The organism is Congregibacter sp. (assembly GCF_045107095.1).
Taxonomy (GTDB): Bacteria; Pseudomonadota; Gammaproteobacteria; order Pseudomonadales; family Halieaceae; genus Congregibacter.
The window spans coordinates 1-14653 of record NZ_JBGCFU010000121.1 but is presented as its reverse complement, the minus strand read 5'-3'; the positions used below and the strand labels follow the sequence as shown (position 1 = coordinate 14653).

The 14653-nt window shown below is 54.7% G+C and carries 15 protein-coding genes; 9 read left to right on the top strand and 6 right to left on the bottom strand.

The annotated features are described in order from the left end of the window. Positions 1–119: 119 nt before the first annotated feature. Positions 120–1295: an MFS transporter TsgA gene (gene tsgA / locus AB8B76_RS14550; RefSeq protein ID WP_405273584.1), complete on the bottom strand. Its 1176-nt coding sequence runs from the start codon at positions 1293–1295 to the stop codon at positions 120–122. A gap of 128 nt (positions 1296–1423) precedes the next feature. Here tsgA and AB8B76_RS14545 point away from each other — a divergent pair, with 128 nt between their 5' ends. Continuing rightward, complete coding sequence (locus AB8B76_RS14545) at positions 1424–2278, top strand: SDR family oxidoreductase (RefSeq protein ID WP_405273582.1); 855 nt, start codon at positions 1424–1426, stop codon at positions 2276–2278. Between the two features lie 30 nt (positions 2279–2308). Here the strand turns inward: AB8B76_RS14545 and AB8B76_RS14540 are convergent, their stop codons facing one another. Then, positions 2309–2896, bottom strand: a complete 588-nt coding sequence (locus tag AB8B76_RS14540) for an HD domain-containing protein (RefSeq protein ID WP_405273580.1) — start codon at positions 2894–2896, stop codon at positions 2309–2311. Positions 2897–3081: 185 nt separating this feature from the next. Between AB8B76_RS14540 and AB8B76_RS14535 the strand changes: the two genes are divergently transcribed. Genes AB8B76_RS14535 through AB8B76_RS14525 form a run of 3 tightly spaced genes read left to right on the top strand, consistent with a single transcriptional unit; the run spans position 3082 to position 5558 of the window. Continuing rightward, positions 3082–3972, top strand: coding sequence for a DUF1295 domain-containing protein (locus tag AB8B76_RS14535; protein WP_405273578.1), 891 nt, complete (start codon positions 3082–3084; stop codon positions 3970–3972). Positions 3973–3978: 6 nt separating this feature from the next. After that, the gene (locus AB8B76_RS14530) at positions 3979–4899 is read left to right on the top strand and encodes a lysophospholipid acyltransferase family protein (RefSeq protein ID WP_405273576.1); all 921 of its coding nucleotides are present in this window, start codon (positions 3979–3981) and stop codon (positions 4897–4899) included. After that, complete coding sequence (locus AB8B76_RS14525) at positions 4896–5558, top strand: DJ-1/PfpI family protein (RefSeq protein WP_405273573.1); 663 nt, start codon at positions 4896–4898, stop codon at positions 5556–5558. The genes AB8B76_RS14530 and AB8B76_RS14525 overlap by 4 nt, the downstream gene beginning before the upstream one ends. Before the next feature lie 14 nt (positions 5559–5572). Here the strand turns inward: AB8B76_RS14525 and AB8B76_RS14520 are convergent, their stop codons facing one another. Then, positions 5573–6385, bottom strand: a complete 813-nt coding sequence (locus AB8B76_RS14520) for a polysaccharide deacetylase family protein (RefSeq protein ID WP_405273570.1) — start codon at positions 6383–6385, stop codon at positions 5573–5575. Continuing rightward, positions 6382–7293 (bottom strand): mitochondrial fission ELM1 family protein, encoded by a 912-nt coding sequence (locus AB8B76_RS14515; RefSeq protein ID WP_405273568.1) that lies wholly within the window; start codon positions 7291–7293, stop codon positions 6382–6384. The genes AB8B76_RS14520 and AB8B76_RS14515 overlap by 4 nt, the downstream gene beginning before the upstream one ends. 69 nt (positions 7294–7362) lie before the next feature. Between AB8B76_RS14515 and AB8B76_RS14510 the strand changes: the two genes are divergently transcribed. After that, on the top strand, positions 7363–8280 hold the full coding sequence (locus tag AB8B76_RS14510; protein WP_405273566.1) for a patatin-like phospholipase family protein: 918 nt from the start codon (positions 7363–7365) through the stop codon (positions 8278–8280). Positions 8281–8307: 27 nt separating this feature from the next. On the opposite strand, the gene AB8B76_RS14505 is transcribed toward AB8B76_RS14510, so the two are convergent. Beyond that, positions 8308–8724, bottom strand: coding sequence for a YidB family protein (locus tag AB8B76_RS14505; protein WP_405273564.1), 417 nt, complete (start codon positions 8722–8724; stop codon positions 8308–8310). A gap of 195 nt (positions 8725–8919) precedes the next feature. Between AB8B76_RS14505 and AB8B76_RS14500 the strand changes: the two genes are divergently transcribed. The 4 genes from AB8B76_RS14500 (at position 8920) to AB8B76_RS14485 (ending at position 13438) form a co-directional block, all read left to right on the top strand. Beyond that, positions 8920–10743, top strand: a complete 1824-nt coding sequence (locus AB8B76_RS14500; RefSeq protein WP_405273562.1) for an alkyl sulfatase dimerization domain-containing protein — start codon at positions 8920–8922, stop codon at positions 10741–10743. Positions 10744–10775: 32 nt separating this feature from the next. Beyond that, positions 10776–12119, top strand: coding sequence for an MFS transporter (locus AB8B76_RS14495; protein ID WP_405273561.1), 1344 nt, complete (start codon positions 10776–10778; stop codon positions 12117–12119). Continuing rightward, positions 12067–12948: a trans-aconitate 2-methyltransferase gene (gene tam, locus AB8B76_RS14490; protein WP_405273560.1), complete on the top strand. Its 882-nt coding sequence runs from the start codon at positions 12067–12069 to the stop codon at positions 12946–12948. The genes AB8B76_RS14495 and tam overlap by 53 nt, the downstream gene beginning before the upstream one ends. Positions 12949–13033: 85 nt before the next feature. After that, positions 13034–13438: an acyl-CoA thioesterase gene (locus AB8B76_RS14485; RefSeq protein ID WP_405273559.1), complete on the top strand. Its 405-nt coding sequence runs from the start codon at positions 13034–13036 to the stop codon at positions 13436–13438. Between the two features lie 13 nt (positions 13439–13451). Here the strand turns inward: AB8B76_RS14485 and AB8B76_RS14480 are convergent. Further along, the coding region (locus AB8B76_RS14480; RefSeq protein ID WP_405273557.1) for an SdrD B-like domain-containing protein at positions 13452–14653 on the bottom strand (1202 nt) is incomplete at its 5' end.

Genomic DNA, 14653 nt, shown 5'->3' with positions numbered 1-14653 from the left:
TGCACCACTACAATTATTCGACTACCAATTTTCAACTAGTAATTGTCGACTACCACGACTCGATTAAAACTATTCGAATGTAACTGCTCGAATGTAACTACTCGAATGTAACTACACGACTAGCTTTGAACCGACTCCGCGCGACTGCGCATCAGCCACCAGGCCACGAAAACAAGAATCCCCAAAACAAGATAGCAAAGAGAGCCGAACTGAAGAACAGCGCGTGTGTTTAGTGCGGTAACAACAACACTGGTGATTTTTGGACTGATCGCCGTACCTGAAGTGGCACCAAACAGAAGCGCTGCGACAAGGCGCGGGCTGGGATTGGGAACCGCTAGCGTCGCGAAGGAAATGACAATCTTCAGCAGGCCAAGGTTAGCGACACCCCAGAGTAAGGACAGCCAGGGTAAAAGCGTCAGCGAATCGTTTAACCAAAGCGGTAGCGAACCCAGAAAAGCGCCGCTGACGCTCAAAAGCACCAGGCGACGAGCGCCGATGCGCAACACCCACCACGCGACCAGAAGCTGAGCGATCAACATGCCGGTCCAGAATCGTGCAACGACAGCCCCCGCAGCATCCCGCGGTGCGCCCAGAGACTCCTCGAGATAGGTCGGCAACCACCACAGCAGAGAGTATTGACCGAGGGTATAGAGAAACAGTGCGGCTATGCAGAGCCAAACAGATGCTGGCCAGGTGTCCCTTGAACGCCCCTGATCGTCAGCTTCGTTACCGGTAGGGAAGCTCGCCGTCGCCACCAATAGCACCACTATCGCGGCAACGGCAGCAACGGCCAAATAGGAGCTCGACCAGTGAAATCCCGCTGCGACCAGTGACACCGCAAGAGTGGATATGACAATACCTGCGACACTAAAGGACCCGTCAGTAATCACCAGCATAGACGCACGGTGATCCTCCGAATAGAGCTGGGTAATGGTGCTCGCTGCCGCCGCCAATCCAATGCCACAGGCAGTGCCAACGACGCCTAAAGACAGCTTTAACGCGAGCGTCGAGTCGGACAAGCGCAGGGTGAGCAGTGCAAGCACGATGGCCAAATAGACCAGCAGGGTCCAGACGCGAACCGTAAGAACGTCAAAGACTACGAGCGCTAGAGCAGAACCCAAAAGAATCCCAAGGGTAAGCCAACTGAATATCGGCGCAACGTCTGCAATGGGTCTGCCGAGATATTCTGCAAGGGGTGGTAACACAATACCAATAGGTGCCAGCATCCCCGACATCACAAAATAGGCGAAGAAGCAGGCCAGCGTGACGCGTACCTTATTACCGGAGCTGACCAAGAAGCTTGACGCCTATTCTGTTCTAAGAGGATGCTATGCAGCTTAGCAGCGCAAGGTCTACCCGAGCTAGTAAATCTGTACCTTGAGCGGCCCTCTACAACTCATTTTGAAGCTAAGGTCAAACCGCTATGCAAACTATCGTAATCACCGGGGTCTCTACGGGCATTGGCCATGCCGCCGCAAAGGTCATGATCGCCCGAGGCTACAGAGTCTTCGGATCTGTCCGCAAGGAATCGGATGCCCAGCGTGTCCAGGCCGAACTTGGCGAAAACTTTTCCCCGCTGATTTTTGATGTTGTGGACCCCGAGGGAATCGCTCATGCGGCAGACTCTGTGAGGGAAGCCCTAAACGGAAGCACCCTCGCTGGGTTGGTGAACAACGCTGGTATCGCGGTGTCCGGGCCTCTGCTTGAGGTGTCCGAAAGTGACTACCGCAAACAGCTGGAAGTAAACCTCGTAGGGCCATTTCTGGTGACGCAGGCCTTTGCCCCCCTTCTCGGCGCCGATCCAGTGCTGAAAGGCGCACCGGGACGCATCGTCAATATCAGCTCTGTTGCAGGCCTTCGCGCCATGCCCTTCGTAGGGCCTTATGCCGCTTCCAAGTTTGGTTTGGAAGGTTATTCAGAAGCTCTGCGTCGTGAACTCATGATGTTTGGCATCGATGTCATTGTGATTGGACCCGGCCCGGTAAAAACCGCGATCTGGGATAAGGCGGAGGAGGTTGATATTGAGCAGTACCGCAGCTCTCCCTACCGACCTATCCTGGAGCGCTTTCAAAAAGTGTTCATTAGTCAGGGTCGCGACGGATATCCGGCCGAACGTCTGGGGGAGTTAATCTGCACAGCACTCACCACTTCCAAACCAAAGGTTCGCTACGCGGCGGTAAAAGGTCGGATGATGGAAAAACTCATGATGAGTGTGGCTTCGCCGAGAATGCTCGACAAGGCAATTGCCAAGATGCTGGGTCTGAACAAGCCGTCCTGAAACAGGGGAGCAAAGGCCCCCCGTTTAGCCTTACTCCATGGCCGCTTTGTACAGCGATGCTTTAGGTGCGGCAAAGACACGGCGAACCATCGGCTCAAAGAACTCTAGAGAATAGGTTTCAGCGTCGGGATCAAAGGCTGGAGCGTCGTATTTCTCGATAAACTCCTTGGTGTAATCGTAATGTGGGTGAGACTCAAACTGTTTGTGTTGGTCTCGATCCAAACCAATGTGATGGAAGAAGTAGTAACCCTGGAAAATCGCGTGGTGCTTCACCATCCAATGATTCTGCTCACTAATGAAGGGCTGCAGATAGGTCGCCGCAATATCCGCGTGGTTGAAGGGTCCGAGCGTGTCACCGATATCATGCAACAGTGCGCAGACCACGTATTCTTCATCCTTGCCATCTTTATGCGCCAAAGTCGCCGTCTGCAGGCAATGAGTCAGGCGATCCACAGGGAAACCGCCGCAATCTCCATCAAGTACTCGCAAGTGCTCGAGCATACGGTCAGGCAACTCGGCCGCCGCGACCTTGGCTTCTTTCATGATGACTTGCCAGTCTTCCGCCGTTCCATCTTTCATGTGATGAAACTTGGCGCGTTCCGGTAATGCAGTGTTCATAGAATCTCCTTATTAGAGGCCGCTCTAAACTCAAACGGCGATAAAACAATCAAAAGGCCTGGGGCAATTTTGTAGCTGGGACAGCTGCGGCCACTGATCAGACCAATATTATAGTGCAAGCGTCGACAAAGACCTCAATCCAAAGCTTGCGATAGACTACAACCTTCGTATTCGGAAATATTCTCATGACAGAGACAGACAAACGACCTCCTGCGAGTAAATCTATCATCGGAATAGCCGTCGCGGTGTCTATTGCCGCTGGCATGGCCGTCGCGGGCAGTTACAAAGGGCATGAACTGGCCGGAATACCCATTTTCGCGCTGATTGCTGCCCTGGCCTTTGTAATCCAGTGGCTGGTCTTTATTCCCGCATACATCAGTCAATCCGAACGCTACTACGACTTCACGGGATCAGTGACCTACGTTACCGTCGTAGCCTGTGCAATGACCGTCAACAATGATTCCCGCTCTCAACTGTTGGCAGCGCTGGTCGCAATTTGGGCGCTACGATTAGGAAGCTTTTTGTTCCTGCGAATTCGTGACGCGGGCTCCGACCGCCGCTTTGACCGCATCAAGCCCTTTTTCTTTCGGTTCATGATGACCTGGACACTTCAGGGATTGTGGGTGCTCATGACTGCCGCTGCGGCTCTCGCTGCGATGACTTCCACGCAAACACCTAAGCTCGGGATTTTTGGGATACTAGGTCTGGCCGTCTGGGTCACGGGCTTTGCTATTGAAGTCACCGCGGATCGCCAGAAACGCGATTTTCGACGCGATCCAGACAATACCGATCGATTTATACAGCAGGGTTTATGGGCCTGGTCGCGTCACCCCAACTACTTCGGCGAGATTTTACTGTGGTGCGGTATCGCCATCATTGCGTTCCCTGCGCTCCAAGGCTGGCAGTATGCAACCTTGGTATCGCCCGTGTTCGTATACCTCCTGCTGACCAAGATCAGTGGCATACCCATGCTGGATGCCCACGCGGTCAAGAAGTGGGGGCATGAGGAGGAGTATCAGGCCTATCGAAAGGCGACGCCGGTTCTGTTTCCCCGTCCACCCAAGGCGCGTGCATAACAAGAAATGAAATGGTTTCTTGGCCTGCTGGCAGCGCTACCCCTACGTCTGGCTTATGCGTTGGCGGTGCTTTTCTATGTGCTGCTCTACCACGTGTTTCGTTATCGGCGTAGTACCGTCGATGAGAATCTACGCTCAGCATTCCCGCAAAAAAGCGAATCTGAACGCGCTGCGATAGCCCGCGCCTCGTACCGCCATCTTTGCAATTTGTTTATGGAGATCCTTTGCTCCACTCGGATGAAGCAAAGTGACATGGCGCAACGCATGAGTTTCCCGAACATGCAGGTGCTCGCTGACGCGACAGATGGCTTTGAAAAACAGGCCATCGTGCTTTTGATTCATCAGGGGAATTGGGAGTGGATGCTTCACGCGGCGATGGAGAAGATGCAGGTATCCGTCGACCCGGTTTACAAGACTTTGCACAGCCCGTTCTGGAATCAATACATGCTCGATGCGCGCTCTCGCTTTGGCGCATCCCCCATGCCCATCGATCGAGTTGGCAGAGAGGTGATTCGTGGACGCAAACGTAAACGGCTAATCGCTATGCTTGCCGATCAAGCGGGCCCCAAAGCTTCGGGCTATTGGCGGAACTTTTTGAATCGACCCGCGAGTTTTTATCGCGGCGCAGACAAACTGGCGCAAACTCTGAGTATTCCCGTTGTGTTTGCGAAATGCCGTCGCACAGAGACAGGACACTATGAAGTCCAGTTTGAGGAAATCAGTTTACCGCCTCACGATGCGGATCCGGAACTGATACTCGCGCGTTACGTTTTGGCAGCCGAAGCAGCTATTGCAGAACAACCGGAGACTTATCTCTGGACCAACAGACGCTGGAAAAAGACACCACCGGAATCGTTCTTTAAAAACCAATCGCAAGAACCCGCAAACGATGCGTCGATCGCGGGGACACAGGAGAGACAATCATGAATACACAACCCTTACAGCTCGGTGCGGTCCTCTACCCCGGTTTTGAGATGCTTGATTACTTCGGCCCTTTGGAGCTTTTCTCTGTGGTCGGCTCTTCTCTCGTTAACATCAATACTGTCGCACAAGAAAGTGGCCCCGTGGCGGCCGCCATCGGCTCAGAAGGCGCGATCGGACCCAGGGTTATCGCCGATTACGGCTTCGACGACGCGCCCGCCTTTGACATTTTGCTGGTACCCGGCGGTAGCGGCACGCTTACAGAACTCGAGAACCCGGCGATGCTCGACTTTTTGCGAGCGCAGTCCAAGACGGCCCAATGGGTCAGCTCCGTATGCACTGGGTCGGCGTTGCTCGCTAAGGCTGGTCTCCTCGATGGGCTCCAGGCAACATCCAACAAACAGGTTTTCGCTATCGCAACTATGCAGTCCGATAAGGTGGATTGGGTCGAGGCCGCGCGCTGGGTTGAGGACGGCAAGTTCTTCACCTCTTCGGGCGTTTCCGCGGGCATGGATATGAGTCTGGCAATGATCGAAAAACTTTTCGGTAGCGAGGCTGCGGAGATGGCCGCCAGCTACACCGAATACACCTGGCATCGTGATGCGAACAACGACCCCTTTGCGGATGAGCTAAACGTCCTCGCCAAACAGTTAGGCATGGTCTAGGACCTCAGGCTTTTTTATGTGCCGCGAAAACCGGCGCGTATTCGCTGTCGAAAAGCCAACATTGAATCCTTGCCGCTGACCTTTATGCGCGGCAACTCCATGGCTTGGGCACTAACATCCTGCGCGATACCCTCTTTCGTTGTCACGGCTGTAGTAAAACCGGCCGCTTTAGCGGCAATGACATCCTCGGGCCCATAAATCCCGAAGGGATACGCAAAGCTTTTAACAGGCACTGCAAAGCGCTCGGCAAGAGTTTGTCTTGCCTCAGCAATCTCTATGTCTCTTTGCTCAGATTCCAAGGTAGCCAAATTCGCGTGAGTGCGTGTATGGCCTCCGATTTCCCAACGCCCACTCTCGATCATCTGCTCTAGCTGAGTATCGGACAGCTTGGACTCACGCATGAGTTCGCCACTGTCGTGGTGAGCTTTCTTGCTCGTGGACCAGTCACGGTCAAAACGATCCTCCACCACGTACAGCGTTGCCCTTGCATCAAAGCGCTCGAGCAAAGGGTCGGCGTTCAACAGATTGTCTTCATAACCATCATCGAAGGTCAGGATCACAGTTTTGACCGGCAAGCTTTCGGGGTGCTCCAGATCCGACATTAAGGCGAAATGCCATCCTTGTTCTCGCAGCCAACGAAGCTGCTCCTCAAAGCGTTCTGGGCAAACCCTGAGCTTGTTAAATTTAGCGTCAGCCTGAGCCTCGCAAACCATGTGGTACATCAAAATCCGTGGACGGCTGTAATCCACAGTCGGACGCCACCAGGCAATACGATGGCTGAAGACCACCACAATGAGGCCGATTAAAACTGCGGCCAGACTAGTCATAGCCATCCTCGCTCAAGAATTCGCCGGGCGCAGCGATCCGCCTCAGCGAAAGGCTCCTTTGGAGTCATCGGTAAAGCGCCCTCTGTAAATGCTCCGAAGGAGGTTACTCTCTGCTGCTCCAGTAGCCCATCGATAGAACGCGCGACGCGGCTGCCCTGCGCTGCAGGAAGGTCGAGTACACCGACAGCGCAGCCGGCAGTCAAAGCCTCGTACACCATGGAGGCACTATCCGGACTCACCCAACATTCCTCAACTTTGGGCAGCTCATTCGCAAGCCAAGCACTCGGCAGCGAGTTTGAGTCATGCACCGTGAGTCCGGGAAGATCAAGATTGGACAGAGCAGTCATAAGTGATGCCGGGGTTCGTCGTGACCCGCTCAGCTGCCATTGCCGTCGACCGCCGCAGAGCGCTTTTACTTGCCGGACCACGGCCGCATCATCCCACTTGTAGTGTGGCGAAGGCCCACCAACGAGAATAAGCCCACCCTCCCTACGACTACCTGAGGGATGCATTCGATTCAGAGGCCCCTCGCTAATCCAGCAACGCGCAGTCTCTCTGCCACCGTCGTGTCGGGGCTCAATGCGTAGGTCAAAAAATACTCCCGGCAGGCTGGGCCTCATAAGAACTATCACAGGACAAAAGTAAGCTCGACGCAGTGCGAGGAGACTCAGGTGTGTCGCATGTCCCGCCGCAATCAGTAGATCAACATCGGGTTGGCGTTTTCTGGGTCGCAGGAATTCAACTAAAGCCTGGCTGCGAGGCATAGCGGGGATTTCCTGCACACGCAGGTTTGGGCGCAGACGCTGCAAGGCATCAGCAAGACCCAGGCTTTGATTCAAGTGCCCGGGTTTACCGTCGCTCAAAATGCCAATAGTTTGCTGTGCCTGCGCTCTCTCTACCGTGTCCACGTATTGATCACTTCACCCATGAGGAACTGAGAGTATAGTAATGCGGTGCGAAGCCAAGGTGTATCGACAATGGCAATTGCTATAGAAGACCAAAACAACGGTGCTCAGGGTTTAAAGAATCGCTGCGACAGAGGTAACGGCCAAGAACAGATCGTGCCCGTTCTTGCCGGCGGTGGAGCCCGCCTGCCTGCGCACATTGGTATTCTCGCGGCTCTTGAGGAACTGAAGATTGGCTTTAATCAGGTTGTGGGCGTGTCGGGTGGCAGCATCGTTGCCGCTCTCCTGGCTGGCGGCTATGACCTCAATGCGATCAGGAAGATATCGGATGACACCGACTTCTCGCAGTTCCTGGGACAGAACCTCATCTCCCTGCTGAGAACCGGGGGCCTATCCAGCGGCAATCGCTTCGAGAGTTGGATGGATGAGAAGATGCAGGGCCGGTGTTTTGGTGATCTGGATATGGACCTGAATGTCATAGCTACGGACGTCCGTTCAGGCAAACCCGTGATTTTTAATACGGCCACTACACCGCAAATGGCAGTGTCCGAAGCGGTTCGCTACTCAATGTCCGTGCCTCTTCTTTTCAGCTTCAAGACGCTGGGTGACCAAGTCATGGCTGACGGCAGCATCCTCTCGGAAGAGGCGCTGCGCAGGGACTGGTCAGGGTTCGGGACGCCCGTCGTGGTGTTCAAACTTCGAGGTACGGGTGCGCTCAAGCTAAATAGTCGGAAACCCGTCATTCCGCTGCGAAACTACCTCGCAATGCTCATACACACCTTTATGACCACCTTGTCCCACGAGTACATCAACGAGGCTTTCTGGCTATCCACCATCGTGGTCGACACCGGTGATGTGTCACCGATAGCGTTCACCCTAGGGCCGGAGCTAAAAGCAGAACTCTATGAAGCGGGTTACCGCAGCACTTTGGACTTTTTACCGCCCAAACTTGCTCAAAGCGATTCGCTCAGCGCTGCCACTAAACCCTAAAGCGATAGATAGTCGCCAGCTTAGGATTTAGCTAAACAGGGATTTGGCCGCGCCAAGAAGACCCTCTGCGCCGCCTGCCATATCAAGGAGGCTGCCACCGCTGCTGGACTTATCCATTAGCTGCGGCAGTACGTCCGCCAGACCGCTACCAGCTGTCTCTGCGTCAGTACCGAGTTTGCCAGCGAACTCCGCCAGCTTATCGCTGCCAAAAATAGAGCTGAGGCTATCTGCCGAAATAGGCGAATTTTCTCCATCGCCAAGCCAGGACCCGACAATTGCGCCAAGGTCGCCGCTACTCGCCATTTTGCTGGCAATACCGGCAAAGTCGATCTGACCATCTGCATTTGAAAGCAATCCACTCAGCGCAGACGACACCGTACTGGGATCCAGATCCATACCAAGTTTGTCTGAAAGGAGCGAAGCTCCCATTTCCATAATATCCATAGCGTATCTCCAGCTGGTATCGTTTACTTTAGTGAGTAGAAAAGTATAGCTCGCGTTCGTGACTTTCGCGCGACAAACTTTACAGTGATAGCTAACTTAAGTGGCTGCCTCAAAACTCAAGAAAACTAATAATTTAAAGCGCCGGGCGCGGCAAGGCTTGAGCCCCAGATCTAGCGCCCACAAAGGAAATCGCTGATGAAACCCAATTCTCTACTAATCCTCGGCCTTTTGGCTGTACCCGCGATTCTTGTTGGCTGCGCTGGCGAAGAAAATCCAGTAGATAGCGCCGCTAGTATGAGTGAGGGTGAGAACCCCTACGTCGTCCCTTTTAGTTCGCCGGATTACCTAAGGGAGCACGCCCGCTACCTTGATGAGGAGCTCTTTCAGATCGGAGACACGCCAGTGTGGGACTACAACACTCCCAATCGTGGCTTCGGAAACGTCATCATGATTGAAGGCGACGACGGCCTGGTGATCATCGACACCACCACCGCGAACGAGCACGCCACGGTCGCGGAGCGCGCTTTTCGGGAAATCTCCAACAAACCTGTCAAAGCAGTGATCTACACTCATCACCACGCCGATCACATTAGTGGCGCCGGAGCTTTTATCGATCGAGCGGATGCTGAGTCCGGTGCAGTCAAAGTCATAGCGGCGGAAAATTTTCTGCGGGAACTCGAAGACGAGAATCAGGTGACAGCTCCCATCATGGGAGTACGCGCGCTCTACATGTACGGACAGCTTCTAGACCCCGTCACTGACGGCCGCGATTACCATATCTCCTGCTGCGGCTACACACTGGGAAGTGAACTGGGCTCTTACATTCCTCCCAACCATTTTGTCGATGGCAACGAAGAGCTCACTATTGCCGGTATTCGCATGGAGCTGTTTCAAACGGGCGGTGAGTCTGCCAGTCACCTGGCGATCTGGCTACCAGACTATCAGGTCATGCTCACAGGCGACGAGATTCAGGGCCCCAACTACCCGAACCTGCACTCTCTCCGTGGCACCAAGCCAAGAGACGCTATCAAGTGGGTAACCGCCATCGATCGTATGCGCGCTTACGACGCCAAACATCTGGTGCCGAGCCACGGACAGCCTATGGAAGGGCAAGCGGAGATTCAGGACATGCTCACGGTGTATCGAGACGCCATTCAATACACGCACGACCAGTCTTTACGCCTGATCAACAAAGGCTATACCCCGGACGATCTTGCTAATGCCATTAGCCTGCCCGAGTCCATGGATCGAGACCCCTGGACGCGAGAAATGTACGGCACGGTTAAGCACAATGTTCGCGAGTTCTATGTGGCTTACATCAGCTGGTGGAACGGCGACCCCGCCGAGCTCGACCCCCTTCCCAGACTCGAAAAAGCCCAACGACTTGTAGAGCTCATGGGAGGACGGGATCGGGTGTTTGCCGAGGCAGAGAAAGCCTTTAACGCAGAAGATGACCAATGGGCTGCGGAACTTAGCGCCTATCTTGTGCGTATCGACCGCGAAGACATGCCGGCTCGCTATCTCAAAGCCGCAGCGCTGCGTCGCATTGGATACGCGACCGCCAACACAAACTGGCGAGGTTTCTATCTGACCTCCGCGCGCGAGCTCGAAGGCTCTGTAGTCCCTCGAGAAGTACTGCAAGGCATGCAAAAACAACGATTCAATCCATCCCAGCTGGCAACAGAACAGCTCCTGAGCCTTTTGCGCTTCCGAGTTGATGCGGAGGCTGCAGAGGGCAAAACCATAAGCGTCGCCTATGAGGTGACCGACACGGAAGAGGCCTACACCTTGAATCTGCGCAACAGTATTCTGGATATTCAGCCCACGCTCGCCGAAGATGCCGATGTCACGCTGCGATTGAATCGAGCTCTGCTGAATCAACTATTCCTTGGAGACATCACTTATGCGGACGCCATTAGTGAAGAGCTTCTGGAGGTCGAGGGCTCTAAGCTCAAACTCCGCAGCTTTGGTCTGGCCTTTGATCGAGATCCCGGACACCCCTATCTGAGTCTGCGTTAACGTCCAAATCTCCGCGGGCGCGTATAACTCGCATGGAAAATACAAACGCACAGAGTGCCGAATCTGGCCAGATACCCAGCCTAGCGGTGCTAATCGCCTACGGTTCTTTGGCTTTTCCCCTGGCCGGGGCCTTCATTGCGTTGCAGGTCATTGTTCCAACCTACTACGCGCAATCGCTGGGACTTAGCCTATCTGCTATCGGCGGCATTCTCCTCGCTGCCAGACTCTGGGATTTGTTCACCGACCCCATCGTTGGCTATTTGTCGGACAGAACACCGGCTGCTTGGGGACGCCGCAAAGCGTGGGTAGTCGCCAGTGCACCTCTGATAGCAGCCTCCGTTTGGGTGCTCTTTAACCCGCCCGAAAGCGCCGGGAACACTTTTCTACTGCTGGCAACCCTGGGAATCTATGTGGCGGGCACTATGAGTATTGTGCCCATGAACGCCTGGGGTGCCGAGATCAGCGAGTCCTACCATCAGCGCAGTCGTATCTCCGGTGCGAGGGTGATTTTTGGTCTTTCGGGCACCCTTGTCGCACTGCTTTTAGTCGACAATAGCAACAACGAAGCTCTGACCGAGTCTTTGTTTGCTATCACCATTCTCACCTTAGTGGGCCTCGCGATTACTACGCCCGTCGCGGCGATAGTCGTGCCAGATCGGTCGGTTGTCGACACACAAAAGAGCTCCCTGCGAGAGGCGGTAAACCTGCTCTCACGTCCTTCGCCCTTTCGCCGCCTGCTGCTCGCTTTTTTGCTCAACGGTCTCGGTAACGCCATTCCTGCAACGCTCTTCCTGCTTTACGTTACCCACGTGCTGGAAAAACCCGCAGTGGCCGGCCCTATGCTCTTTGGCTATTTCGTCTGTAGCGCGATCTCGGTACCTATTTGGGTAGCGCTCTCCAAGCGCTGGGGAAAACATCGCAGCTGGTGTATTGCCGTGATTGGCTCCTGTCTGTTTTTCTCCGTCGCGCCATTTCTGGGAAGCGGTGACGTCATCCCCTATGCGGTCATTGTTGTCGGAACCGGTCTTATGATTGGCGCTGACCTCGCGCTACCGTCGGCCATCAATGGCGATCTCATTGAGTGGGATGCCCTTCAAAACAATCGACGCCGGCCAGGCCTCTTCTTCGCGCTTTGGGGAACCGCCTCGAAACTCGCCTACGCCTTAGCCGTCGGTCTTATGTTTCCGGCGCTTGAGTTTGTAGGCTTCGATGCCACGATTACCAACGCTGCAGACGATGTGAGACTGCTTGCGGTGCTTTACGCCGGCCCGAGCTTGCTGTTCAAGATAGCCGCCATCGCAATGATGTGGAACTTCCCTGTCGATGAAACTGAGCACCAGCGAATACGGGCCGCACTTGAAACACGGGGTATCTGAAGGCAGTCTGGAATATCATCACTACGCGAGTGGCCATCCCATCAGTGATTGGAATGCACAACAGTACGACGACTTCGCCGAGCAACGACAGCAAGCCGCACGAGACCTTATCGCTGCGATTCCAACCCTCCCGAACGCAAACGACCGGTTAAAAATTACCGATCTAGGCTGTGGTTCGGGGCTCTCCACAAGCCTACTGGTCGAGCGCTGGCGCGACGCTGAAGTAAAGGGCATTGACCAATCGCCGGACATGTTGGCTCAGGCCTCAAAACGCGTGCCCCATGCCCTGTTTGAACAAGGCGACGTAGCAAACTTTAAAGCCACCATTCCCCAGGACCTCATTCTCGCTAATGCGAGCCTCCACTGGCTCCCCGACCATCGAAAATTGTTCCCCCATCTCGCTCAGCAGCTCGTGTCCGGTGGAACGTTAGCGGTGCAGATGCCAAACACGCTGCCCGAGCCAAGCCATCAACTGATGTCCGAGCTTGCCCATAAGCCGGCCTTCGCTGAGCACCTCAGTAATCTCAATTCAGATCGTGAAGACTTACTCACTCCTACGGATTACTACGATGTACTCGCGTCCGTGTGTGAGGGGATCAAACTATGGGAGACGCGTTATCACCATATCCTCGATGGCCCACAGGAAATTCTGCGCTGGTTTGCCACTACTGGCTTGAAGCCATACCTCGAAATGCTTCCTAAGCAAAAGCGACCGGATTTCGAAAAGCAGTATATTGATGCGATCGAGCGACACTACCCATCGACGCGCGATGGAAAAGTGCTTCTTCGCCTGCCACGCTTCTTTATCATTGCTCGGCGCCGCGCATGATTGTCATACTGTGGCAGGCAATAAACACCGCGGCCTGAAGTCGTCGCGTTCCTTAGCAAAACTAGAACTTGGGAATCATCACACCATGAGCACTTCTTATCAGGAAACGCTTCGGGTTCGCTTTCGCGATACCGATTCACAGGGCCATATGTTCTTCGCCAACTACCTTGTCTTCGCCGACGAAGTCGCGGGTAATTACATGCGTGAACTTGGTTTTGACTGGAGCAACCCGGAAGGTCTTCCCTGCTATGTGTTCACGGCCAACGTGAGCTGCGACTACCTGCACGAGTGCTTGTCAGGTGATGAGGTTGAGGTGAGCATCGCTTACGAACGCATCGGAAACACCAGTGCGACGCTAGGCTTCTCCATGCGCAGAATCAGCGACGAGGTTGAGCTCGCAAAAGGCAGCTTCGCTCAGGTGTTTGTGGATCGAGAGACGCGCAAACCGACCCCGGTACCAGAGTCAGTTCGCGCTGCATTTCCCGGCTGACTAGCCGAAAAGTCTATGCTCGGGCAGGCGTTAACTTGGGCGAGGCCACGGCCATAAGCATAAGAGCAAGCAGTAGCAAGACCCAGCGAGGACTCACTGGCACGCTCTGCACTCGAAAGGTTCCCGGTGGCTGCGCAGCACAGGCAGGCGTAGCCGGGGGGTAGCTCACCGTGGCGGTTCCTGTCGGGTTGAACTCAACCTCGAGCGTCATAGTCGGGATACGATCATCTGCAACCTGCACCCACTCCCCTCCCGTGAGCGCCCAACCTGGCCAGCCTGTACCGTTGCCGCTCGCATCCACGCTCGCACCAGGCCACAGCAGTCGACCGGACCCAGGCTGGTTAGCACGCTCTTCAGCGACCCTTGCCCCGGTCGTGACCCAGCGAACGGTTACGTTCGGCGCCGATACACCCGCAAAACCATCAATACTGTAGTTCACATAGGGCACATCGTTGATGCATACGGCATTAACGTTTAGTGACAGAAGCGCAGGCGCTATCTCACCAAAGTTATAATTAATACCAGCATCACCAGGCCCCAGCGTAACAGCCGAATTTACATCATTGGCATTCACACCGACCGACGAACCGCCCACGGTACCCACCGCGTCCATGCCATCTACCCAACCACCGGGCTGAACTTCGGTTACGGTGTAATCGCCGGGAGGCAAATTCGTAAAGCTCCAGCTGCCATCCGCTGCTGTGGTTGTCGTTAACGTGACGGGACCAGTAAGGGTTATTTCCACACCACCTATACCCGGCTCATCAGAGTCGAAGAAGCCGTCATTGTTCTGATCAAAGTACACGTTTCCGCTCAAAGAGGCGGGAAGCACCTCAGAGAAATTGTTGTCGGGAGATCCGCTGACTTCAGTCGCAGTGCCGCCGTTATCGCCTAGAACAATGCCAGTTATTTCACTGCTGGTATCCGTAGGGTTAGCGGCAGAACCAGCGCTACCAGTGCTAGCGCCAAAGGGAACAATCGTGCCTTCGGTAGTTACGCTATTAAAGGTACTGGGGGGCTGAGTTGGCTGACAAACCGAGTAAGTCCCTGCGGGCAATTCGTCAAACAGGTAGTTGCCCTGAGCGTCCGTAGTCGTTGATTCAAGCAAAGCCCCACTACAGGTACCACCGCTGCGAAGCTCAATGGTATTCCCGGTAATAGGTGTGGAGTCACCCGGAATAAAGACACCATTGGGTACCGTCTGCTGATCCAGGA

What these genes read in the sequence shown, in the direction of transcription:
- AB8B76_RS14510 (WP_405273566.1), top strand. Translation starts at nt 7,363, where the DNA reads ATGGCAATTGCTATAGAAGACCAAAACAACGGTGCTCAGGGTTTAAAG.
- AB8B76_RS14520 (WP_405273570.1), bottom strand. Translation starts at nt 6,385, where the DNA reads ATGACTAGTCTGGCCGCAGTTTTAATCGGCCTCATTGTGGTGGTCTTC.
- AB8B76_RS14535 (WP_405273578.1), top strand. Translation starts at nt 3,082, where the DNA reads ATGACAGAGACAGACAAACGACCTCCTGCGAGTAAATCTATCATCGGA.
- AB8B76_RS14540 (WP_405273580.1), bottom strand. Translation starts at nt 2,896, where the DNA reads ATGAACACTGCATTACCGGAACGCGCCAAGTTTCATCACATGAAAGAT.
- AB8B76_RS14530 (WP_405273576.1), top strand. Translation starts at nt 3,979, where the DNA reads ATGAAATGGTTTCTTGGCCTGCTGGCAGCGCTACCCCTACGTCTGGCT.
- AB8B76_RS14525 (WP_405273573.1), top strand. Translation starts at nt 4,896, where the DNA reads ATGAATACACAACCCTTACAGCTCGGTGCGGTCCTCTACCCCGGTTTT.
- AB8B76_RS14500 (WP_405273562.1), top strand. Translation starts at nt 8,920, where the DNA reads ATGAAACCCAATTCTCTACTAATCCTCGGCCTTTTGGCTGTACCCGCG.
- AB8B76_RS14485 (WP_405273559.1), top strand. Translation starts at nt 13,034, where the DNA reads ATGAGCACTTCTTATCAGGAAACGCTTCGGGTTCGCTTTCGCGATACC.
- tam (WP_405273560.1), top strand. Translation starts at nt 12,067, where the DNA reads ATGAAACTGAGCACCAGCGAATACGGGCCGCACTTGAAACACGGGGTA.
- AB8B76_RS14545 (WP_405273582.1), top strand. Translation starts at nt 1,424, where the DNA reads ATGCAAACTATCGTAATCACCGGGGTCTCTACGGGCATTGGCCATGCC.
- AB8B76_RS14505 (WP_405273564.1), bottom strand. Translation starts at nt 8,724, where the DNA reads ATGGATATTATGGAAATGGGAGCTTCGCTCCTTTCAGACAAACTTGGT.
- AB8B76_RS14495 (WP_405273561.1), top strand. Translation starts at nt 10,776, where the DNA reads ATGGAAAATACAAACGCACAGAGTGCCGAATCTGGCCAGATACCCAGC.